Here is a 20,327-nt window from a genome sequence, read left to right as displayed (position 1 = left end):
CCTTGATGTGATGACTGCCCTATGCTATACTGTTCACACATCAGATTCACAGGCTGTTTATTGAAGTAATTCCCAATTGAATTTGTCTGTGGTCATGATATAATAACAGTACAGCCAGTTGCGCAAGAGCTTGATAGATCTCCCGTATACCCTTAACAAGGGGACGTTACGGATTCGACAGGGATGGATCGAGCTTGAGCTGCGAGCCGAGAGGCGATCTCGTTAACACGCACCTAAATATAACTGGCAAAACTAAAAGTTTTAACCAAAACTTAGCACTAGCTGCCTAATAAACGCAGCGAGCTCTTCCTGACATTGCCTATGTGTCCGTGAAGAGCACATCTAAGTAGGCTACGCTTGCGTTCCCGTCTGAGAACGTAAGAAGAGACTGACAGACTAGCTCTCGGAAGGCCCGCCCGCAGGCACGAAGACGAGTGAAACACGAAATATGCAGGCTACGCTCGTAGACGCTTAAGTAATCGATGTTTCTGGACGTGGGTTCGACTCCCACCGTCTCCATACATAACACAAAAACCGCAGTGCCGTCATATGACCGCACTGCGGTTTTTTCATGCTGAAATAAAGGAGCAATTGATATGAAAGTTATCATAGACGGAAAAGATGTTACAAGTATAGAAGTTTTACACCGAATCTTAAAAGATGAATTAGATTTCCCGGACTATTATGGTGAAAATCTGAATGCCTTATGGGATTGTCTGACAGGCTGGATAGAATTTCCACCGACTTTGGTGTGGAAGAATTTTGAGACCAGTCAGAAGGAATTGGGTTCGGATGCTGATGATGTATTAAGGATATTAAAAAAGGCTCAGGAAGAGTTAGATGGTGAATTTTTCATTCAAATTGAGCAGCCGTCAGCCGGGACAACGGACAGGCACTAAAAAGTGCGTACTTCCCCTCATCCATTTTTCTATCCGATAATAGGGACGGAAGGTTTCAGGCTTTCGATTTCTGACCATATATAAGAAGAACTTGTGATAGGGAGGAATGGATGATGGATTTGCAGTTGAAAGGGAAGACGGCGCTTGTGACGGGATCGACGTCAGGCATCGGGAAGGCGATTGCGGCTTCTCTGATTGCGGAAGGTGCGGCGGTGATCATTAACGGCCGCCGTGAAGAAAAGGTAAACGAAACAATTCGGGAATTAGAGAAACAGACGCCGGATGCCCGTCTCTACCCGGCCGCCTTCGATTTAGGCACGGCGGAAGGATGCGGCGCGATTTTTCAGCAGTACCCGGATGTGGATAGTCTTATCAACAATTTAGGAATTTTTGAACCTGCGGAATACTTTGATATTCCAGATGAAGAATGGCTCCGGTTTTTCGAGGTGAATATCATGAGCGGCGTACGTCTGACACGCCAGTATGCAAAGCGGATGATTGAACGGAAGGAAGGGCGGGTGATTTTTATCGCGAGTGAAGCGGCCGTCATGCCTTCTCAGGAAATGGCCCATTACAGTGCCACGAAAACGACGCAGCTGTCGCTGTCACGCAGTCTGGCCGAACTCACGGAAGGGACGAATGTGACGGTGAATACGGTTATGCCCGGCTCGACGAAAACAGAGGGCGTCGAAACGATGCTGGAGTCGCTTTATCCCGGTGAAAACCTGACCGCGGAGGAGGCGGAAAAACGATTTATGAAGGAAAATCGTCCGACGTCCATCATTCAGCGATTGATCCGCCCGGAAGAGATCGCTCACTTTGTCGCCTTTTTAAGCAGCCCGCTGTCGTCAGCCATTAACGGATCTGCATTGCGGATCGACGGCGGATTGGTGCGGAGCATTATATAAGATGAACATACAAAAAACCCCCGCAAAGTGAAGCGGGGGTTTTTTTAATGCGGATCACACTGGTGAAACCGGCTGATCACTCTGCTGATTAAATCTTTTGTGGCACAGTCAAAATGCTCTTCCTTTTGGTTTGTCAACAGCCCGACCGGCGGTGAAATCGTTAAGTTATCGATTGGAATGACCTTCGTGCCCCTGATCGGCTCCGAGTGCGCCGTCGCCGTAAAGATCGAGACGCCGATATTTTCCCTGACATAGTATTGATGAGCCATGCTGCTGGTCAGCTCCATTTTTCGATAGCGGCTGCCGATGGCCCGCTGCAGGTGCTGTTCGATTTGAATCCGAATCGGACAATTAGCAGGCGTGAAGATCAGACATTCATTTTCTAAATCTTCGAGATTGACGCTTGTTTTGGCGGCTAGAGGATGTCTGTCGGATACGATGACATTGAGCGAGTCATGGAAAAACGGATCGAAATAATTTTCCAGAATCAGCTCTGGCTCGCCGCAAACGGCAAAATCAATGGCGCCTTCCAGCAGTTTGCGGCTGCATGTATTGGCATCGTCCACACTGACATTGACTGACATGTCAGGATAATCATCTAAAAAGCCCCGCAGCACGGCAGGGAAGATCAGGCTTGCCGTCGGTTCGGATATGCCGATTTGAATAAGGCCTGCCTGCCCCTGTCTGATATCGGCCAGAGTATGGTCAAGCACTTCGTATTGCGCGAGAAGCTGCCCGGCACGCTCGTGAAACAGCCGCCCCGCTCTTGTCAGCTTCAGCTTCTTTCCCCGTTCAAACAGCTGCGCGCCTACATCCTGCTCCAGCTGTTTAATCCGCATTGAAATCGTCGGCTGTGAATAGTTAAGAATTTCGGCGGCCTTATAAAAGCTGCCTGACTGTACGATAGTATGAAACGTTTTAATGGTGCGTAATTCCAACGACATCCCCTCCCGGCTGTTCATTAATTTTCTTGAACCTTCCCTTTACTTTTTTTGATTAGTCAAAAGAATCAGTTTGCTTTATAGTATAAACAATTAAAGCTCAGTAAACAAATTGGAATTATATATTTATGGGGGAGAGTGACCGGAATGAGTGAAGACATTTTTCGATTGGCTGAGAAGAAGGATGCGCCGGAGTTTTTAGAGCTGCTGTACAGCGCGTTTCAGCCGATCCGCAATTTGGAGATTGACTGGCCGTCGGCGCGGGCGGACATTGATATGGTAACAGAAAATATTGAAAATCATTCAGCCGTCGTGCTGGAACGGGACGGTCGGCTTCTTTCAACAATTACGATCCGTTTTCCGTGGGAAAGTGACACGCCTCCGTCAAAATACCCGTTTGTCTGGTGGTTTGCGACACTCCCTGAACTGAAGGGGCAGGGCATCGGCAGCAAACTTTTGACTTATGTGGAGGAACACGTGCTGCGGGATACGCTGAAGGCCCCGGCATTAACGCTCGGCACCTCGGCGCGCAAGCATCCCTGGCTTGTTGATATGTACAGACGGAGAGGCTATGAAGCGTATTTTGAGCAGGAGAAAGACGGAGATATCGGGGTCATGATGAGAAAGGTGCTCATACCGGAGCGGTTTGACGCCTCGCTGTTAGGCACACCGAGCTGGGCGAAATCATGAAAAAACGAATCAGAGCCGGTTGTCTGCTCCTGCTGCTTAGCGCGCTGGCCGGGTGCGGACAAGGAGAAAGCACGAAAGCCGGGAGCGGCGTGCAGACCGTCGTTGTCGGCACGGGAACTGATTTCCCGAACATTGCTTTTATGGATGAAAAAGGCGAGCTGACCGGCTATGACATCGAAGTGATGAAAGCCATTGATAAACAGCTGCCGCAATACAAATTTGTCTTTAAGACGATGGATTTTTCGAATCTGCTCACAAGTCTCGGAAACCGGAAAATTGATGTGATCGCACACAATATGGCGAAAAACAAGGAACGGGAAAAACGCTTTTTATATCACAAAATCCCTTATAACTACTCGCCGATGTACATCACGGTGAAGGCGGATAATAACACGATACACACACTCCGGGATTTAAAAGGGAAAACCGTCATCGTCGGCGCGACGTCAAATGCGGCGGATTATATGACGGCATACAACAAAACCCACGGCAGCCCGATCCGTTTGAAATACGCCGGGCAGGGCAGCAATGACACAGCGAACCAAATTGAGACGGGACGCGCTGACGCCACCGTAGCCACGCCGTTTGCCGTCGATTTTCAAAATAAGACACACGCGTTCAAACAAAAGACGGTCGGTGATGTGCTGCTGGATACCGAGGTGTATTTTATGTTCAATAAAAACAGCCAAACCTTGGCGGACGATACGGATCGCGCGATTCAAAAGCTGGAGAAGGACGGCACATTGAAAAAGCTGAGCAAAAAATGGCTCGGTGCTGATTATTCAAAATCAAGTTTCACTAAATAATTGAAGCAGAAAACGGGGCGATCACATGAAAATAAGACTGGCGGTCATGTCATTAACAATTGCCGCAACAGCGGCGTTATCAGCTTGCAGCGCAGGCGGGGAAGCGGCATCAGGCAATCAGAAAAACGTGAAGAACATCACGGTCGGCACCGGCACTCAATTCCCGAATATTTGCTTTATTGATGATAAAGGCAATTTAACGGGCTATGACGTCGAGCTGGTGAAAGAGCTTGACAGACGCCTGCCGGACTATCGCTTCACCTTTAAAACGATGGATTTCTCCAACCTGCTTGTCAGCCTCGGCCAGCATAAAGTCGATATCGTGGCCCATCAAATGGAGAAAAGCGCCGAACGGGAGAAAAAATTTCTGTTCAATCAAGTCGCGTATAACAACTTTCCGCTGAAAATCACGGTGCTCCAAGATAACGGGAACATTACCGGCATTGATGACTTGAAAGGAAAGCGGGTCATTACAAGTCCGACGTCAAACGGAGCGCTTGTGCTGAAGAAATGGAATGAAAAACACGGCAGCCCGTTTGACATCGCCTATGCGGGCCAAGGCTCCAACGACGCGGCCAATCAGCTGAAATCCGGCCGCGCAGATGCGACGATTTCTACGCCGTTTGCCGTCGATTTTCAAAACAAAACGAGCGCGGTCAAAGAAAAAACGGTCGGCGGGGTGCTGTCAAATGCCAAAGTGTTCTTCATGTTTAACAAAAATGAACAAACGCTGAGTGATGACATTGATAAAGCCCTCAAGGAAATCATTGACGACGGCACGCTCAAAAAGCTGAGTGAAAAGTGGCTCGGCGCGGATTATTCAAAGGAACAATATTAAGTGAAAAAGAGAGGGATCGGCAATGGAAAAAGCGTTTGATGTCAGTATGATCGCGTCCTTTGTGCCGACATTGCTCGGGTATCTGCCCGTCACGCTGTATATATTGGCGGTGTCTTTGCTGTTCGGCTTTCTATTGGGGCTGCTTTTGGCTCTGCCCCGCATCTATCGCATTCCCGTTTTGAATCCGCTCGCGAAGCTGTATATCTCTTTTTTCAGAGGAACGCCCATTATGGTGCAGCTCTTCATTGTATTTTACGGCATTCCGGCGCTCACGGCGCTCGGCGGAATTGATACCTCCAAAATGGATCCTTTGTATGCGGCCATTGCCACATACGCGCTGAGCAGTGCGGCAAGAGCGGCGGAAATCATCAGGGGAGGTGTGAACAGCGTCGACGCCGGGCAGACGGAGGCGGCTTTAAGCATCGGGCTGAACGGGGGGCAGACATTCCGGCGCATCATTCTTCCGCAGGCGCTTTTGCAGGCCTTTCCCAACATCGGGAATATGGTGATCGGTTTCTTAAAAGATACGTCACTCGCTTTTTCAATCGGGGTGATGGATATGTCGGGCAGAGGACAGACCTTGATTACATCGAGCAATCATTCTCTTGAAGTGTATATCTCGCTTTCTGTTCTGTATTATGCAGCCGCCCTTTTATTTGAATGTGTCTTCAGATGGGCCGAAAAACGAATCAAGAAAGATGAGACGCGGCTTGTGACGGTTTTTGACATGAGCTCGCACGGTTAAAAAGGAGGGAGAACATTGGAGCTGGACATTCCGTTTATCGGCACTGCGATAAAAGAAATGATGAAAACCGTTCCGCTTACATTGGCGATGACGGTCATTCCGATTATCGCCGGGTTCTTCATAGCTCTCGGCAATATAACGGTGCGTGTGTTCCGCATCAAATGGCTGTTTGCCTTCTCAGCGTTTTACGTGTCTTTTTTCCGAAGCACCCCTGCGATTCTCCATATTATGCTGATTTATTTAGGGGTTCCGCTTATTGCCGACCACTTCAGCCGTGAGTTCCATCTCGGCTGGTCAGCCAATCAGATTCCGGTTGCCGTGTTTGTCATCATGGCACTGTCATTAACGGCAGGCGCTTATATGACGGAAATTCTCAGGTCGGGGATTATGGCTGTCGATACGGGGCAGGCGGAGGCGGCCTATTCAATCGGCCTGACGCGGGGCCAGATGATCCGGCGCGTGATTCTGCCGCAGGCGTTCATGATATCACTGCCGAACTTCACCAACATAGGCATCGGTTTTTTGCATACCACTTCAATCGCGGCAATCGTTGCAGTGCCTGAAATTACTGGAACGGCGACGATTGCCGCATCCGATAACTATGCGTTTCTGGAAGCATTTATCGGGGCGGCCGTGATTTATTGGGGGTTAACGCTGATTCTCGAGGCCGTAAACAGTCTGGCGGAAAAAAGGGCAGCCAGATATCAAGGAGGCGCAGTATGATCGAAATAAGAAACATTCAGAAACATTTTGGCAGTCATCATGTGTTAAAAGGAATCAATTTAAGTGTGCAAAAAGGAGAAGTCGTGACCATCATCGGTCCGAGCGGTTCTGGGAAAACCACGTTTCTGCGCTGCCTTAATTTACTTGAGAGGCCGGATGAGGGCGCCATTTCTGTACACGGCGAAGTCATTAACTGCAAAAAGCCCGCCAAAAAAGACATTCTCAGACTGAGGAAACAGACAGCGATGGTATTTCAGCAATATCATTTGTTTTCGCATAAAACGGCGATTCAAAATGTCATGGAAGGTCTGACGGTCGCAAGGAAAATGAAAAAAACAGATGCGTACGCCATTGCGGAGCGGGAACTGGCTAAGGTTGGGCTTAAGGATAAATTGCACGCCTATCCGAATCAGCTGTCAGGGGGCCAGAAGCAGCGGGTCGGCATTGCCAGAGCGCTTGCCATTCATCCTGATGTGATGCTGTTTGACGAACCGACCGCTGCCCTCGATCCAGAGCTTGTCGGCGAAGTGCTTGAGGTGATGCTTAACATTGTGCGGACCGGCGCCACCATGATCATTGTCACACATGAAATGGAATTCGCCAGAAGAGTTTCCGACCAAATTGTGTTTATGGATGAAGGGGCAATCGTGGAACAGGGCACGCCTGAGGAAGTCTTTTATAAGACGAAAAAAGAAAGAACGAAGAAGTTCCTCCGCCGCGTTCTTCCCGATTACGGTTATGACATAAAAGAACACATAAAGGAGCCTGTCGTATGATTCGTTTAAGCATTTTAGACCAAAGTGTCACCGCGGAAAATCAAACCGCAGAAGAAGCCTTGCGGCAAACGGTGAAATTGGCCCAGGAGGCCGAACAATACGGGTATGACCGTTTCTGGGCAGCGGAGCATCATAACAATGAAGAGATAGCGGGCTCGGCGCCGGAAATTGTTCTGGGGTATCTTGCCGCAAGCACGAAAAAAATCCGCCTCGCGTCCGGCGGGGTGATGCTGCAGCATTACAGCCCTTATAAAGTGGCGGAGCAGTTCCGGGTTTTGTCCGCCCTTGCCCCCGGCCGTGTGGCGCTCGGTGTCGGCAAAGCGCCCGGCGGATTTCAGCTGTCAACCGATGCGTTGCAGCGGGAGCTTGCGCAGCCCGCCCGTTTATTTGAGGAAAAGCTTGAAGAGCTGACTCATTTCATCCGTAATGATTTTCCGGCCGCGCACCGATACGCGTCATTGCGGCCGACTCCGCATACCGAGTATGCGCCGGACATCTTTTTGCTCGGCGGCAGCACAGAAAGCGCGGTGTCAGCGGCCAAACTCGGCATTTCCTTCGTTTTCGCCTATTTCATAAACGGTGAAGAGACTGCCTTAGAAAAAGCGCGTCAAGCCTTTGACGAGCATCTGCCGAAAGGGTCGAAAGCGGAATTCCACCTCGCGCCGATGGTATTTACCGGGCATACGAAAGCAGAAGCGGAAAAACACGTGGTATCGCGTGAATCGGTCAAAATCATTCTCAAGGACGGCAAAAAGGTGAATGTGAGTTCCAGAGAACAAGCGGATGCGTTTCTTGAAAAAGTCACACAGCCTTATAAGCTGATCACACAAAAAACCGGTGTCTTCGCAGGAACAAAAGAAGAAAACGCCGCCGCGCTGAGACGATTATCGGTTCAATACAGCATTACCGATTTTGTGATTTTGTCGCCTATCAAAAACGCCGAAGAAAAACGATTGTCTTACCGGCTGTTAAGCGAAGCGGTCCAGCCGGCCGCACAATTATAGGAGGTATGGAGCATGAGTCATGAAGTAAACGTAGTGGTCTGGAGCAAAAAGGGCTGCGCATATTGCGATGAAGTGAAAGGATATTTGCGGGAAAAAGCCATAGCTTACGAAACAATTGATGTGACAGAGCGGGACGAATTGCGTGACGTGCTTCAGACTAAGTACGGCATCCGCCATGTCCCCGTCGTTGAAATCGGCAGCGGTGACAGCCGTGTGTATCAGGCCGTTACTCAAGTCGGCATTGAACATGTAGAACGGGCGCTTGCCGATTATAAGGAAATAAAGGGGGAGAGAAAATGAGCCGGACGGATCTCATTCAATTCGGTGCCATGATTCACGGTGTCGGCGGCACAACGGACGGCTGGCGTCATCCCGAGGTTGATCCGTCAGCAAGCACGAATGTGGCGTTTTACAAACAAAAAGCAGAGACCGCTGAAAAAGGGCTGTTCAGCTTCGCTTTTATTGCAGACGGCTTGTTCATTTCTGAAAAATCCATCCCGCATTTTTTAAATCGGTTTGAGCCGATCACTATTTTATCGACGCTTGCCGCTTCTACAACCCATCTTGGTTTAATCGGCACTTTTTCCACATCATTCACTGAGCCGTTCACCATCGCCAGACAGCTGATGTCTCTTGACCATATCAGCGGCGGCCGGGCGGGCTGGAATCTCGTCACCTCTCCGCAGGCGGGAGCGGCGCGCAATCACAGCAAAGAAAGCCTTCCCGACCACAGCCGGCGCTACGCCATCGCCCAGGAACATGTGGATGTGGTGCGCGGTCTGTGGAATTCCTGGGAAGAAGACGCGTTCGTCCGCAACAAAGAAACCGGGCAGTTTTTTGATCCTGACAAACTGCATCGACTGTATCACAAAGGTGAGTATTTTCAAGTGGAGGGCCCGCTGAATATCGGCCGTTCCAAACAGGGAGAGCCGGTCGTTTTCCAAGCGGGATCTTCAGAAAGCGGCCGGGCGTTTGCCGCTCGGAATGCCGATGCAATTTTTACACATTCCAGTTCACTTGAAGAAACGAAAGCCTTTTATGATGATGTGAAAAAGCGGGCGGCGGATTACGGCCGGGATGTTTCGAAGCTGCGGATCTTTCCGGGAATCAGTCCGATTATAGCCGGCTCACAAGAAGAAGCAGAGGCGAAATATCAGGAATTCGCCGAGCTGATTCCGATAGAGAATGCCGTTAAATATGTGGCCAGATTCTTTGACGATTATGATCTGAGCCGTTTTCCGCTGGATGAGCCGTTCCCTGATTTGGGCGACATCGGGAAAAACGCGTTTCAAAGCACGACAGACCGCATCAAAAGAGATGCGAAAGCCCGGAATCTTACGCTGCGTCAAGTGGCGCGCGAAGCCGCGTTTCCGCGAACCCTCTTTATCGGCACACCGGAAGGGGTGGCGTCGTTAATTGAAACATGGTTTCAGGCAGAGGCCGCGGACGGCTTTATCATTCAATCTGACATCCCGGGCACACTTGAAGCCTTTGTGGATCATGTCATACCGATCCTTCAGGAAAAGGGGCTGTACCGAAAAAGCTATCCGGCGGATACACTGCGGGGGAATCTTGGATTGGATATTCCGGTCTGCAAACCCAATCCGATTTTGAGCAGAAACTGAGGTTTCTGCTTTTTCGGCTGCTTGGAATCTTGATATTAAAGACTTTCTAAAAAAATATACTGATTTCAAGATATTATAGTTGCTAAAAGATTTTTTTGTAACTATAATTATTACAGAGTTGATCAGTATAAAAAAACATTCATATTTCATAATAAATGTGTGTGTAATTTGAATAAGAAAGGGCTGTTTACAATGGCAAAAGTACTTTATATCACTGCTCATCCTCATGATGAAAAGACATCTTACAGCATGGCGACAGGAAAAGCGTTTATCGATTCTTATAAAGAATCAAACCCGAATGATGAGGTTGTACATATCGACCTTTACAAAGAGAACATTCCTCATATCGACGCGGATGTATTCAGCGGCTGGGGAAAACTTCAATCCGGCACAGGTTTTGAAGAGCTTTCTGAAAATGAAAAAGCGAAAGTCGGCCGTCTGAACGAGTTGAGCGATCAATTCGCATCTGCTGACAAATACGTATTCGTTACACCGCTTTGGAACTTCTCATTCCCGCCTGTTATGAAAGCGTACCTTGATTCTGTAGCTGTAGCCGGAAAATCATTCAAATATACAGAACAAGGCCCGATCGGTCTTTTGACAGACAAAAAAGCGCTCCACATTCAGGCGCGCGGAGGCTATTATTCTGAAGGACCGGCGGCTGACATGGAAATGGGCCACCGTTACATCGGCATCATGATGAACTTCTTCGGCGTTCCTTCTTTTGACGGCTTAATCGTTGAAGGTCATAATGCTGAACCGAATAAAGCACAGCAAATTAAAGAAGATGCGATTGCCCGCGCGAAAGAAGCCGGAAAATCATTCTGATCTTAAAAAAAACCTCCCCGCCGTCGGCAGGGAGGTTTTTTATATTAAAGGGCAATCGTCCGTTTTTGCTCGCTGCTTTTCATCGCCGCTTCAATGACACGGATGACATCGATGCCTTCTTTTGCCGTAACGGGAAGCGGTTTTCCGTTTAAGATGCTGTCCGCCAGCAGTTTGTAGTACGTAAGGTAAGAGCCGTTCTCAGAGGGGATTGTTTCTGTATGCCTTTTTTCATCCGCTGCGATTGTCAGCTCTCCGAAGTTGTCAGGGTCATCGGCGCCCCAGCTGTCGTCAATCGGCTTTTGGCCGGCTGAAAGCGCCTCTTCCTGTCCGTCCTTTCCGTATTTGATAAAGCTTGCATTCCGTCCGTGAATCTGATAGCGTGGACCGCTGGCCGCATTCATTGAACTGGATTGAAGAATGACCTGAAGCTTGCCGTAATGAAGCGCGGCTAGAAAGCAGTCGACGGTTTCACTGTTGTCACGTTGTTTCATCACATGTGCCGTGACGGATTCCGGCATTCCGAAAAGCAAAAGTGTCTGGTCAATGATATGTGAACCGAGATCGTAAAGCGTGCCCGTGGCGGGTCCGCTTTTTTCGCGCCATTTTTCCTGTACAACCGGGTTGTATAGGTCATAGCTGACTTGATATGTATGAATATCTTGAAGCGCTCCGTCCTGTATCAGCTTTTGAATCGTTAAAAAGTCATTGTCCCAGCGACGGTTGTGATACACGCTCAGTAAGACGCCCTTATCTTCAGCCGTTCTTCTCAGCTCCTCAGCTTCAGCCGAAGTCGCCGTCATCGGTTTTTCCACGACGGTGTGTTTTCCCGCAAGAAGACATTTCATTGCTGATTCATAATGCATTCCGCTCGGTGTCGTGACGATGACAAGATCAATGTCAGGATCACCGGTAATGTCTTCAATCGTGCGCACGGCTTCAGTCTCCGGCAGATCACGTTTGACCTCCTCGGTTCTGGAGGTCATGACTTTTTTGATCTGATAATCATCAAGGACGTCCAAAAGCGGTGCGTGAAAGACTTTCCCTGACAAACCATATCCCAATATGCCAACCTGTATCGTTTTCAATGAATTGCCCCCTCTTGATATGTGATAACCTTATGTACCCTATATACGCGCTGGTAAAACTTGTGTGTTGAAATTTTTTTACACCGGTTTTTCAAGACTGTATAATGAAGATAACGAAGAAAAAACCGAGGTGAAAAATGGACAAACATACCGAACATCAATCGTTAAATCATAAAAGCGCCAAGGAAAAAGACCAGATTCTGAACCGGCTGAAACGGATTGAAGGCCAAGTCAGGGGTATTCAGAATATGGTGGAGAATGAACGATATTGCGTGGATATTCTCGTGCAGATTTCAGCCGTACAGGCGGCCATGCAGAAGGTCGCGTTTCATCTGCTGGAAGATCACGCCCATCACTGCGTAGCCGGCGCCATCGAGAGCGGAAACGGGGAGCAGGCGATTGCCGAGCTGCTGGATGTCGTGAAAAAAATGAAATAAAATGTTTTGAAATACCCTACAGGGGTATGGTAACATAGAAAAGAAAAAACAAGATGTGGAGGGATTTATCATGGAACAAAAAACGCTGCAAGTGGAAGGCATGTCCTGCCAGCATTGCGTCAAAGCAGTAGAGACCGGAGTAGGAGAACTGAACGGAGTGACGGCGGTTCAGGTGAATTTGGAAGCCGGACAGGTGGATGTGACGTTTGATGAGAAGAAAGTCTCCGTATCCGATATAAAAGACGCGATTGAAGATCAGGGTTATGACGTCGTATAGGGGTTATCGCGCTTCGGGAACGGGCGCGGTTTTCTTTTATCATATTTATACCCCCCTGGGGTTTGTGAGAAGAGGTGAGGGCATTGAGTGAACAGAAAGAGATGACCATTCAAGTAGGAGGCATGACGTGCGCCGCCTGCGCTTCAAGAATTGAAAAAGGGCTGAAACGGATGGACGGCGTCAATGAAGCTTCCGTCAATCTTTCGCTTGAAACCTCAAACATTTCCTATCAGCCTGACAAAATCGAAGCTAGCGCCATAAAAGATAAAATTGAAAAACTAGGCTATCACGTCGTTACCGAAAAAGCCGATTTCCAGATTGAAGGCATGACGTGCGCCGCCTGCGCCAATCGGATTGAAAAGCGCCTGAACAAAATAGAGGGTGTTGAGAGCGCGCCGGTGAATTTCGCCCTGGAAACGGTCACCGTTGAATACAATCCGAAAGAGGTGACACCGAAAGAGCTGAAAGAGACTGTGGCAAAACTCGGCTACCGGTTAGAAGATAAGGAAACGGGCGGCCAAGACGGCGGATTGTCCCAAAAGGAGAAAGAACAGCGTAAACTGCTGATCAGGCTGGTGTTTTCTGCCGTGCTCTCATTTCCGCTTTTATGGTCGATGGTCAGCCATTTTTCTTTTACTTCTTTTATCTGGATGCCTGATATCCTGATGAACCCATGGCTGCAATTCGCGCTTGCCACCCCGGTGCAGCTCATCATCGGCTGGCCTTTTTATACAGGAGCGTACAAGGCGCTGAGAAATAAAAGCGCCAATATGGATGTTCTCGTTGCGCTCGGTACAACGGCCGCTTACGCGTACAGTCTGTACATGACGATTGCATCTCTCGGACGAAACGGCCATGTTGAGGGGCTTTATTATGAAACGAGCGCCATTTTGCTGACTTTGATTTTGCTTGGAAAGTTTTTGGAGATGAAGGCGAAAGGCCGCTCATCAGAAGCGATTAAAAAGTTAATGAAGCTTCAGGCGAAGACGGCGGCGGTTGAGCGGGACGGCAAGGTACAGGTGATTCCGATTGATGAGGTCCTGGCTGGGGACATCGTATATGTGAAACCGGGAGAACGCGTCCCTGTGGACGGCGAGGTGATTGAAGGCCATTCCGCGATTGATGAATCGATGATTACGGGAGAAAGCATGCCTGTCGATAAGTCTCCGGGAAGCACCGTCACCGGGGCGACGATCAATGCAAACGGCTTTCTCAAAATCAGAGCGGTTAATGTCGGGAAGGATACCGCGCTTGCACACATTATTAAAATCGTGGAAGAAGCCCAAGGATCAAAAGCGCCCATTCAGCGGCTCGCGGATCACATTTCCGGCATTTTCGTCCCGATTGTGCTGGGGCTGGCCGTGCTGACTTTTCTCATTTGGTATGTATGGGCGGCGCCGGGCCAGTTTTCTGAAGCGATCGGCAAATTCATTGCCGTGCTTGTCATTGCCTGTCCGTGTGCCCTCGGGCTCGCCACTCCGACGAGCATTATGGCGGGGTCCGGCCGTGCCGCTGAATTCGGCATTCTCTTTAAAGGCGGAGAGCATTTAGAAAAGACACAGCGCCTGACGACAATCGTACTCGATAAAACAGGAACGGTGACAAACGGCAGACCGGTGCTGACAGACGCCGTACCGGCAGCGGGAATGAACGAAGAGGAACTCCTGCGGCTGGCGGCTGCCGCCGAAACGGGATCGGAGCACCCGCTTGGAGAAGCCATCGTTTCAGGAGCCGAAAAACGGGGGATTTCCATACCGAAAATAACCCGTTTTCAAGCCAGGGTCGGTTCGGGAATATACGCCGAGGCCGACGGCAGAACGATTCTTGCCGGATCAAGACGGCTGATGGAATCAGAACACATTGATCATGAGGCACTGATTCCGCACATGTCCCGATTAGAGGCGGAGGGAAAAACGGTCATGCTTATTGCGGCTGACGGCAAAGCGGCGGGGCTTATCGCAGTCGCCGATACAATCAAAGAAACATCCCGCGCCGCAGTGAAACGCCTGAAGGATATGGGTCTGGACGTCATAATGATGACCGGTGACAACCAAAAGACGGCGGAAGCCATTGCAAAAGCAGCGGGCATCAGCAGCGTGATTGCCGAAGTGCTTCCCGAACAAAAGGCAGAAGAGATTTCCCGGCTGCAAAAAGAAGGCCGGCGTGTGGCGATGGTCGGCGACGGTATCAATGATGCTCCGGCGCTGGCCACGGCCGATATAGGAATGGCCATCGGCACCGGCACCGGCACCGATATCGCGATGGAAGCGGCTGATATTACGCTGATCCGCGGAGACTTGAACGGCATTGCCGACGCCATCGGCATGAGCAGACTCACCATGAGAAACATCAAGCAGAATTTAGGATGGGCATTGGGCTACAACAGCATCGGCATTCCGATTGCGGCATCCGGCTTTTTAGCCCCGTGGGTGGCAGGCGCTGCCATGGCGTTCAGCTCGGTATCGGTCGTCCTTAATGCTTTGCGTTTACAGAAGGTGAAAAAAGACAAAATGGGCTGAGGCCTGTTTTGTTTTTTTATTGACACTTTATTCAAAACCTGCATATAATATAGAAAACACTTATATGAACATATGCTCATATATATAATTTGTTTAGCTGTATTGATGTTATGGGAATCCTATTACGGAAGGTAGGGTGAGTCGAAATGAAAGCAGCCAAAGGTGAATTTGTGTTAGACGGACTTGATTGCAGCAACTGTGCAAAAAAAATAGAAAACGGCGTAAAAGCCATTGAAGGCATAGACGGTTGTGCTGTCAATTTTGCGGCAAGCACCATCACGGTTTCGGCCGGGGGCAAAGACGAACAGTGGATGAAAGACGAAGTTGCGAAAAAGGTAAAGTCCATTGATCCTCATGTGAACGTCCGTTCAAAGCATGAAGACAACCCCGGCGGGGATGAATACCGCAAAAAGCTGCAGCTGATGTTAGTAAGGCTTGCGGCGGGCGCCGTTTTGGGCATAATCGCTTATTTCGCGCACGCGGGGACCGTCCTTGAGTTTTTGCTCTTTTTTGCTTCGTATTTGATCATCGGCGGCGATATCGTAGCCAGAGCGGGAAAAAATATTGTCCGCGGACAGGTATTTGATGAGCATTTTCTCATGGCGCTTGCCACAATCGGCGCATTTATTATTCATCAGTATCCGGAAGGCGTCGCGGTCATGCTGTTCTACCAAATCGGTGAATTGTTTCAGGGAGCGGCCGTCAGCCGATCCAGAAAATCGATCAGCGCGTTATTGGACATTCGTCCTGAGTACGCCAATGTGAAAACGGAAGGCGGCATGACGGCAGTTCCGCCGCAGGACGTCAAAGTCGGACAGGTCATCGTCGTTAATCCCGGAGAACGGATTCCGTTGGACGGTAAGGTGCTGAGCGGTTCATCAATGGTTGATACATCCGCTTTAACGGGTGAATCCGTGCCGAGAAAAGCGGAGCCGGGGCAAGATGTAATGGCCGGATTTATGAACCAGAACGGCGTGCTTCATATTGAAACCGCTAAAGGATATGAAGACTCGGCCGTATCAAAAATATTGGATCTGGTCGAAAATGCGGCCGGCCGTAAAGCGAAAACGGAAAACTTTATTACAAAGTTTGCTAAATATTATACGCCGGCCGTTGTGATTGTTGCGGTGCTTCTCGCCTTTTTGCCGCCGCTTCTCGTACCGTCAGCCGCGCTTTCTGACTGGGTGTACCGGGCGCTGATTTTCCTTGTGATTTCTTGTCCATGCGCACTAGTCGTCTCCATTCCGCTTGGTTTTTTCGGCGGTATCGGTGCCGCGTCAAAAGCGGGAGTGCTCGTGAAAGGAAGCAACTATTTAGAAGCACTTAATCATGTGGCATACGCGGTGTTTGATAAAACGGGAACCTTGACGAAAGGCAATTTCGCCGTTACTGATATCAAACCGGCGGCAGGGTTTACGAAAGACAGCCTGCTTCATGCGGCCGCGCTTGCAGAAGTCCATTCCAATCATCCGATTGCTGCATCCATCCGTGAGGCTTACAATAAACCGCTTGCGGCTCAGGAAATTGAAGAATATGAAGAAATACCCGGACACGGTATTCGGGTGAAAACCGGCAGATCAACCATTTTGGCCGGAAATCAAAAACTGATGGAAAAAGAACAAATCGCTTTCGGCACAGCTGAAAACAAGGGAACCGTCGTCTATGTTGCCGTCGATGGGCAATATGCGGGGGCAATCGTGATCGCTGATGAAATCAAAGAGGACGCCAAACAGGCCATTGCCTCTTTAAAAGCGCTCGGTGTCAAACGGACAATTATGCTGACGGGTGATTCAAAGCAGACCGGTGAAGCGGTCGGCCGCGAGCTCGGTATTGATGACGTGTATACAGAGCTATTGCCGGGTGACAAAGTAGACCGCGTCGAAGAACTCGAAGCGGCGCTTTCACCGAATGAAAAATTGATGTTTGTCGGTGACGGGATAAATGATACGCCTGTGCTTGCCAGAGCTGACATCGGAGCAGCCATGGGGGCTCTCGGCTCTGATGCCGCCGTCGAAGCAGCCGATGTCGTCCTGATGACAGACCAGCCGTCAAAAGCAGCCGAAGCCATCCGGATTGCACGCCGCACACGCCGGATCGTCTGGCAGAACATCGGCTTTGCATTAGGCGTAAAAATAATTTTTCTCCTGCTTGGCGCACTCGGATTCGCCACCATGTGGGAAGCGGTCTTCTCAGATGTCGGGGTCACGCTGATTGCCGTTGCCAACGCAATGCGTGTCATGAGGGTGAAAGCGGAATAATTGTCAAGGATAATTCGTTTTTCAGGGTTTTCTTAAAGAAGGTTGTCTTGGTAAAATAGAGAAGCGGGCCATCCGGCATCCGCTTCTTTTTTATTTTAAAAACAATGAGGTGTCTGAGTGAAAAAGAAACAATCGTCTGCGAAATTTGCGGTGATCCTGACGTTAATCGTTGTCGTTTTATTTGCGGCCATCGTAATTATTAACAACCAATCGGAAAAAGCGGGCGAAACAGTCGCCGAACAGCCTTCCATTAAAGGACAGCCCGTGCTCGGCAAAGACAGCGCGCCTGTTACGGTAGTTGAATTCGGAGATTACAAATGTCCTTCATGCAAAGTATTTAACAGCGATATTTTTCCGAAAATCAAAAAAGATTTTATCGATAAAGGCGACGTGAAATTTTCCTTTGTGAACGTGATGTTCCACGGAAGCGGATCGCGTCTGGCGGCTCTTGCTTCAGAAGAGGTGTGGAAGGAAGACCCGGCATCATTCTGGGCATTCCATGAGAAGCTGTTTGAACAGCAGCCGTCAAGCGAACAGGAATGGGTCACGCCTGCATTGCTTGAAAAAACGGTCAAAAGCACCGCCAAAAAGGTTGATCCTGACAAGCTGAAGGAAAACCTTGATAAAGAAACCTTCTCAAAAGAGCTGAAAGCTGACACTGACCTGAATGATAAATTAAACATTACGGCGACACCGACGATTTACGTAAATGACAAATTGATTAAAAACTTCTCTGATTATAAGGAGATTTCAAAAACGATTAAGAAAGAGCTGAAAAATGAAAAATAGAATCGTATTTTTATATGCTTCTTGGGTAATAGCTCTTGTTGCCATGCTCGGCAGCCTTTATTTCAGCGAGATCAGAAAATTCATACCGTGCGAGCTGTGCTGGTATCAAAGAATTCTCATGTACCCGCTTGTCCTGATTTTAGGAATCGCCACCTTCCAGGGTGACACGCGCGTGAAAAAATATGTGCTGCCGATGGCGGTCATCGGCGCGTTTATATCGACAATGCATTACCTTGAGCAGAAGGTGCCCGGTTTCAGCGGCATCAAGCCGTGCGTCTACGGCGTTCCTTGCTCATCTGAATATATTAACTGGTTCGGTTTCATTACCATTCCTTTTTTAGCATTGACGGCATTTATTCTCATCATTATCTGCATGTGCTTTGTCAAAACGGAACGCACGGCAAAATAAAGAGCCTGCTCCATGGGAGCGGCTCTTTTTCTATTATTTGTACCAAGCTTTGTTTGTCTCAATCTGTCTGTTGTGGGAGCTGTCCCAAATATCCACGGAGTAGGCATAGTCATAATTCATGACGCAGCGGATACCGCTGCCTTGGGCGTCATGCTGAAGTCCGAAATTATGGGAAAACTCGTGCTGGGCCGCTTTCGCCGTGTTGGCCGTACCTTGGTCAAGGTTCACGCTGAAAGCGGGGCCGCTCGGTTTGCCGTTATATACATATGCGATGCCGCCGGCGTCAAAACTTGATTTTGCGGTAAAACCGACGACAAAATGATAATTTTGATTACTGAAGCTGCTTTGGAGATTCGATAAAATTTGAGAACTGTTTGAGCCGGAGGAATTCCAAGCCTGCACGGCCTGTACGACGAAATCAATGTTGTGATCACGGTTGAAGGCGACATCAGCCTGCTCCACGATCTGGACGATTCTTGTTTGCCAGTCGCTGTATTTAGCGCGGTATTCAGCGTCCGCCACCGCCAGCACTCTGACCTTCTGGCTGCCCGTGCTTGCTTTAGTCGAGGCTTTCTCCTGATTGACATTGGCGTTGAAGCGTTTTGTGCCGACCTGCTTACCGTTTTCATCCAAAATTTTTGTATCAACCGTCTGTTCAATCTGAACCGGGCCTTTCAGATCTTTAAAATGATCAGCTTTCGGAAGCGGGTCCGTATACACCGTTTTGGCCGGCTCCGCATGAGTGTGCGAATGCGTGTGGCTTTCGGCTGACGGCAGGCCGGGAATTAATCCGGCGGCCAATAAAACAGGAAAAACAAGTGAACTGATTTTCATCTTATAACCCCCTTTATGTTAGAGTAGGTATTCAATGAAACTTCCAATAAACCTCCTAATATAGTATAAAATAGGAAAAAATTCTCGCTTCCGGCAGCTACGGAGGCGATTGTCCCGGTTTCGGAATCAGAATCTTTCAAAAATAAGGTTGATTTTAAGAGAAAGCGATTATAAAATCTAATGGTCGTCAGAAAATTTAACAAATAAAAAGGAGCATATGGAATGGCCTGGGAGCTGCTTAGTGTAATCGGCATCATTGCGTTTGCGGTCAGCGGAGCGATTGTTGCGATGGAAGAGGAGTATGATATTTTAGGCGTGTATATCTTGGGGATTGTAACGGCGTTCGGCGGAGGAGCCATCCGAAATCTGCTGATCGGTGTTCCAGTCTCCGCCTTGTGGGAGCAAGGCGCGTTTTTTCAAATCGCTCTCGCATCAGTTACGATTGTCTTTTTGTTTCCGAAGCTGCTGTTAAGACATTGGAGTAAATGGGGAAACGTATCCGATGCCATCGGGCTTTCGGCGTTTGCCATCCAAGGCGCTTTATATGCCGTGAAAATGGGCCATCCCCTCAGTGCGGTGGTTGCGGCTGCGGTGCTGACCGGAAGCGGAGGCGGCATCATACGGGATCTGCTCGCGGGCAGGAAGCCCCTTGTGCTCAAGTCGGAAATTTATGCAGTCTGGGCCGCGCTCGGAGGATTAATCGTGGGCCTCGGCTGGGCCGGGAATGCCGCAGGCTTGTATGTGCTGTTCCTTGTGCTTGTGGCATGCCGCATCTGCAGTTATGTTTTCAGGTGGCGTCTGCCGAATCGTTCCTATCATATAGATCAGTAAAAAACCGATTTCATAAAAGAAATCGGTTTTTTTGCATAACGGCTTCTGAAAAAAAAGACGCCCGATAAGATAAGAAAAAGAGTATTTGACTATAATGCTGAATAT

The 20,327-nt window shown here is 49.1% G+C and carries 22 protein-coding genes and 1 other RNA gene; 20 read left to right on the top strand and 3 right to left on the bottom strand.

Annotated features, from left to right (window positions below; all coding sequences use genetic code 11):
- The first annotated feature begins 159 nt into the window (after positions 1-159).
- The 3 genes from ssrA to MHH91_RS17080 all read left to right on the top strand — a co-directional run bounded on the left by ssrA (position 160) and on the right by MHH91_RS17080 (position 1,807).
- Positions 160-522: a transfer-messenger RNA gene (gene ssrA / locus MHH91_RS17090) on the top strand.
- 74 nt (positions 523-596) lie between these two features.
- Positions 597-899, top strand: coding sequence for a barstar family protein (locus MHH91_RS17085; protein WP_014472270.1), 303 nt, complete (start codon positions 597-599; stop codon positions 897-899).
- 113 nt (positions 900-1,012) lie between these two features.
- Entirely contained in the window at positions 1,013-1,807 is a 795-nt protein-coding gene (locus tag MHH91_RS17080) for an SDR family NAD(P)-dependent oxidoreductase (RefSeq protein ID WP_340978238.1), read from the top strand.
- Positions 1,808-1,851: 44 nt separating this feature from the next.
- Here the strand turns inward: MHH91_RS17080 and MHH91_RS17075 are convergent, their stop codons facing one another.
- Positions 1,852-2,745: a LysR family transcriptional regulator gene (locus MHH91_RS17075; RefSeq protein WP_014471031.1), complete on the bottom strand. Its 894-nt coding sequence runs from the start codon at positions 2,743-2,745 to the stop codon at positions 1,852-1,854.
- A 150-nt stretch (positions 2,746-2,895) separates the two neighbouring features.
- Between MHH91_RS17075 and MHH91_RS17070 the strand changes: the two genes are divergently transcribed.
- The 10 genes from MHH91_RS17070 (at position 2,896) to azoRB (ending at position 10,783) form a co-directional block, all read left to right on the top strand.
- A complete protein-coding gene (locus MHH91_RS17070; protein WP_014472268.1) occupies positions 2,896-3,438 on the top strand; it encodes a GNAT family N-acetyltransferase in 543 nt (180 codons plus the stop codon).
- A complete protein-coding gene (locus tag MHH91_RS17065) occupies positions 3,435-4,244 on the top strand; it encodes an amino acid ABC transporter substrate-binding protein (protein WP_014471029.1) in 810 nt (269 codons plus the stop codon). The genes MHH91_RS17070 and MHH91_RS17065 overlap by 4 nt, the downstream gene beginning before the upstream one ends.
- Before the next feature lie 25 nt (positions 4,245-4,269).
- A complete protein-coding gene (locus MHH91_RS17060; protein WP_014471028.1) occupies positions 4,270-5,082 on the top strand; it encodes an amino acid ABC transporter substrate-binding protein in 813 nt (270 codons plus the stop codon).
- A gap of 22 nt (positions 5,083-5,104) precedes the next feature.
- Complete coding sequence (locus MHH91_RS17055; protein WP_014471027.1) at positions 5,105-5,827, top strand: amino acid ABC transporter permease; 723 nt, start codon at positions 5,105-5,107, stop codon at positions 5,825-5,827.
- 15 nt (positions 5,828-5,842) lie between these two features.
- Positions 5,843-6,550 (top strand): amino acid ABC transporter permease, encoded by a 708-nt coding sequence (locus tag MHH91_RS17050; protein ID WP_014471026.1) that lies wholly within the window; start codon positions 5,843-5,845, stop codon positions 6,548-6,550.
- The gene (locus tag MHH91_RS17045) at positions 6,547-7,326 is read left to right on the top strand and encodes an amino acid ABC transporter ATP-binding protein (RefSeq protein ID WP_014471025.1); all 780 of its coding nucleotides are present in this window, start codon (positions 6,547-6,549) and stop codon (positions 7,324-7,326) included. The genes MHH91_RS17050 and MHH91_RS17045 overlap by 4 nt, the downstream gene beginning before the upstream one ends.
- Complete coding sequence (locus tag MHH91_RS17040; RefSeq protein ID WP_014471024.1) at positions 7,323-8,330, top strand: LLM class flavin-dependent oxidoreductase; 1,008 nt, start codon at positions 7,323-7,325, stop codon at positions 8,328-8,330. The genes MHH91_RS17045 and MHH91_RS17040 overlap by 4 nt, the downstream gene beginning before the upstream one ends.
- Positions 8,331-8,342: 12 nt before the next feature.
- Positions 8,343-8,630, top strand: a complete 288-nt coding sequence (locus MHH91_RS17035; RefSeq protein ID WP_014471023.1) for a glutaredoxin family protein — start codon at positions 8,343-8,345, stop codon at positions 8,628-8,630.
- On the top strand, positions 8,627-9,955 hold the full coding sequence (locus tag MHH91_RS17030; protein ID WP_014471022.1) for an LLM class flavin-dependent oxidoreductase: 1,329 nt from the start codon (positions 8,627-8,629) through the stop codon (positions 9,953-9,955). The genes MHH91_RS17035 and MHH91_RS17030 overlap by 4 nt, the downstream gene beginning before the upstream one ends.
- A gap of 192 nt (positions 9,956-10,147) precedes the next feature.
- The gene (gene azoRB / locus MHH91_RS17025) at positions 10,148-10,783 is read left to right on the top strand and encodes an FMN-dependent NADH-azoreductase AzoRB (protein WP_003151719.1); all 636 of its coding nucleotides are present in this window, start codon (positions 10,148-10,150) and stop codon (positions 10,781-10,783) included.
- A gap of 44 nt (positions 10,784-10,827) precedes the next feature.
- Here azoRB and MHH91_RS17020 read toward each other — a convergent pair whose 3' ends face one another.
- Positions 10,828-11,868 carry an oxidoreductase gene (locus MHH91_RS17020; RefSeq protein ID WP_014471021.1) on the bottom strand — a complete coding sequence of 347 codons (1,041 nt, stop codon included), beginning with the start codon at positions 11,866-11,868 and terminating at the stop codon, positions 10,828-10,830.
- 137 nt (positions 11,869-12,005) lie between these two features.
- Between MHH91_RS17020 and csoR the strand changes: the two genes are divergently transcribed.
- The 6 genes from csoR to MHH91_RS16990 all read left to right on the top strand — a co-directional run bounded on the left by csoR (position 12,006) and on the right by MHH91_RS16990 (position 18,557).
- On the top strand, positions 12,006-12,305 hold the full coding sequence (csoR, locus tag MHH91_RS17015) for a copper-sensing transcriptional repressor CsoR (RefSeq protein ID WP_014471020.1): 300 nt from the start codon (positions 12,006-12,008) through the stop codon (positions 12,303-12,305).
- 70 nt (positions 12,306-12,375) lie between these two features.
- Positions 12,376-12,582: a copper chaperone CopZ gene (copZ, locus tag MHH91_RS17010; RefSeq protein ID WP_014471019.1), complete on the top strand. Its 207-nt coding sequence runs from the start codon at positions 12,376-12,378 to the stop codon at positions 12,580-12,582.
- Between the two features lie 83 nt (positions 12,583-12,665).
- Entirely contained in the window at positions 12,666-15,101 is a 2,436-nt protein-coding gene (locus MHH91_RS17005; RefSeq protein WP_014471018.1) for a heavy metal translocating P-type ATPase, read from the top strand.
- 146 nt (positions 15,102-15,247) lie between these two features.
- Positions 15,248-17,359 (top strand): heavy metal translocating P-type ATPase, encoded by a 2,112-nt coding sequence (locus MHH91_RS17000; RefSeq protein ID WP_014472266.1) that lies wholly within the window; start codon positions 15,248-15,250, stop codon positions 17,357-17,359.
- A 117-nt stretch (positions 17,360-17,476) separates the two neighbouring features.
- Positions 17,477-18,148, top strand: a complete 672-nt coding sequence (locus tag MHH91_RS16995) for a DsbA family protein (RefSeq protein ID WP_014471016.1) — start codon at positions 17,477-17,479, stop codon at positions 18,146-18,148.
- Positions 18,138-18,557 carry a disulfide oxidoreductase gene (locus MHH91_RS16990; protein WP_014471015.1) on the top strand — a complete coding sequence of 140 codons (420 nt, stop codon included), beginning with the start codon at positions 18,138-18,140 and terminating at the stop codon, positions 18,555-18,557. The genes MHH91_RS16995 and MHH91_RS16990 overlap by 11 nt, the downstream gene beginning before the upstream one ends.
- 33 nt (positions 18,558-18,590) lie before the next feature.
- Here the strand turns inward: MHH91_RS16990 and MHH91_RS16985 are convergent, their stop codons facing one another.
- Entirely contained in the window at positions 18,591-19,391 is an 801-nt protein-coding gene (locus MHH91_RS16985; protein WP_014471014.1) for a zinc-dependent metalloprotease, read from the bottom strand.
- Between the two features lie 222 nt (positions 19,392-19,613).
- Between MHH91_RS16985 and MHH91_RS16980 the strand changes: the two genes are divergently transcribed.
- The gene (locus MHH91_RS16980; RefSeq protein ID WP_014472264.1) at positions 19,614-20,222 is read left to right on the top strand and encodes a trimeric intracellular cation channel family protein; all 609 of its coding nucleotides are present in this window, start codon (positions 19,614-19,616) and stop codon (positions 20,220-20,222) included.
- The last annotated feature ends 105 nt before the right edge of the window (positions 20,223-20,327 follow it).

Origin of the sequence: Bacillus sp. FSL K6-2819, assembly GCF_038008305.1 — a bacterium.
Lineage (GTDB): Bacteria > Bacillota > Bacilli > Bacillales > Bacillaceae > Bacillus > Bacillus amyloliquefaciens.
Note: the sequence above shows the minus strand (reverse complement) of the source record. Positions and strands in the feature narration are given on the sequence as shown.

Excerpts from the sequence above, each read along its gene's own strand:
- MHH91_RS17085 (WP_014472270.1), top strand. The coding sequence starts at position 597 with ATGAAAGTTATCATAGACGGAAAAGATGTTACAAGTATAGAAGTTTTA.
- MHH91_RS17045 (WP_014471025.1), top strand. The coding sequence starts at position 6,547 with ATGATCGAAATAAGAAACATTCAGAAACATTTTGGCAGTCATCATGTG.
- MHH91_RS17000 (WP_014472266.1), top strand. The coding sequence starts at position 15,248 with ATGAAAGCAGCCAAAGGTGAATTTGTGTTAGACGGACTTGATTGCAGC.
- MHH91_RS17070 (WP_014472268.1), top strand. The coding sequence starts at position 2,896 with ATGAGTGAAGACATTTTTCGATTGGCTGAGAAGAAGGATGCGCCGGAG.
- MHH91_RS16990 (WP_014471015.1), top strand. The coding sequence starts at position 18,138 with ATGAAAAATAGAATCGTATTTTTATATGCTTCTTGGGTAATAGCTCTT.
- copZ (WP_014471019.1), top strand. The coding sequence starts at position 12,376 with ATGGAACAAAAAACGCTGCAAGTGGAAGGCATGTCCTGCCAGCATTGC.
- MHH91_RS17060 (WP_014471028.1), top strand. The coding sequence starts at position 4,270 with ATGAAAATAAGACTGGCGGTCATGTCATTAACAATTGCCGCAACAGCG.
- MHH91_RS17035 (WP_014471023.1), top strand. The coding sequence starts at position 8,343 with ATGAGTCATGAAGTAAACGTAGTGGTCTGGAGCAAAAAGGGCTGCGCA.
- MHH91_RS17065 (WP_014471029.1), top strand. The coding sequence starts at position 3,435 with ATGAAAAAACGAATCAGAGCCGGTTGTCTGCTCCTGCTGCTTAGCGCG.
- azoRB (WP_003151719.1), top strand. The coding sequence starts at position 10,148 with ATGGCAAAAGTACTTTATATCACTGCTCATCCTCATGATGAAAAGACA.
- MHH91_RS17030 (WP_014471022.1), top strand. The coding sequence starts at position 8,627 with ATGAGCCGGACGGATCTCATTCAATTCGGTGCCATGATTCACGGTGTC.
- MHH91_RS16985 (WP_014471014.1), bottom strand. The coding sequence starts at position 19,391 with ATGAAAATCAGTTCACTTGTTTTTCCTGTTTTATTGGCCGCCGGATTA.
- csoR (WP_014471020.1), top strand. The coding sequence starts at position 12,006 with ATGGACAAACATACCGAACATCAATCGTTAAATCATAAAAGCGCCAAG.
- MHH91_RS16980 (WP_014472264.1), top strand. The coding sequence starts at position 19,614 with ATGGCCTGGGAGCTGCTTAGTGTAATCGGCATCATTGCGTTTGCGGTC.
- MHH91_RS17040 (WP_014471024.1), top strand. The coding sequence starts at position 7,323 with ATGATTCGTTTAAGCATTTTAGACCAAAGTGTCACCGCGGAAAATCAA.
- MHH91_RS17055 (WP_014471027.1), top strand. The coding sequence starts at position 5,105 with ATGGAAAAAGCGTTTGATGTCAGTATGATCGCGTCCTTTGTGCCGACA.
- MHH91_RS17080 (WP_340978238.1), top strand. The coding sequence starts at position 1,013 with ATGGATTTGCAGTTGAAAGGGAAGACGGCGCTTGTGACGGGATCGACG.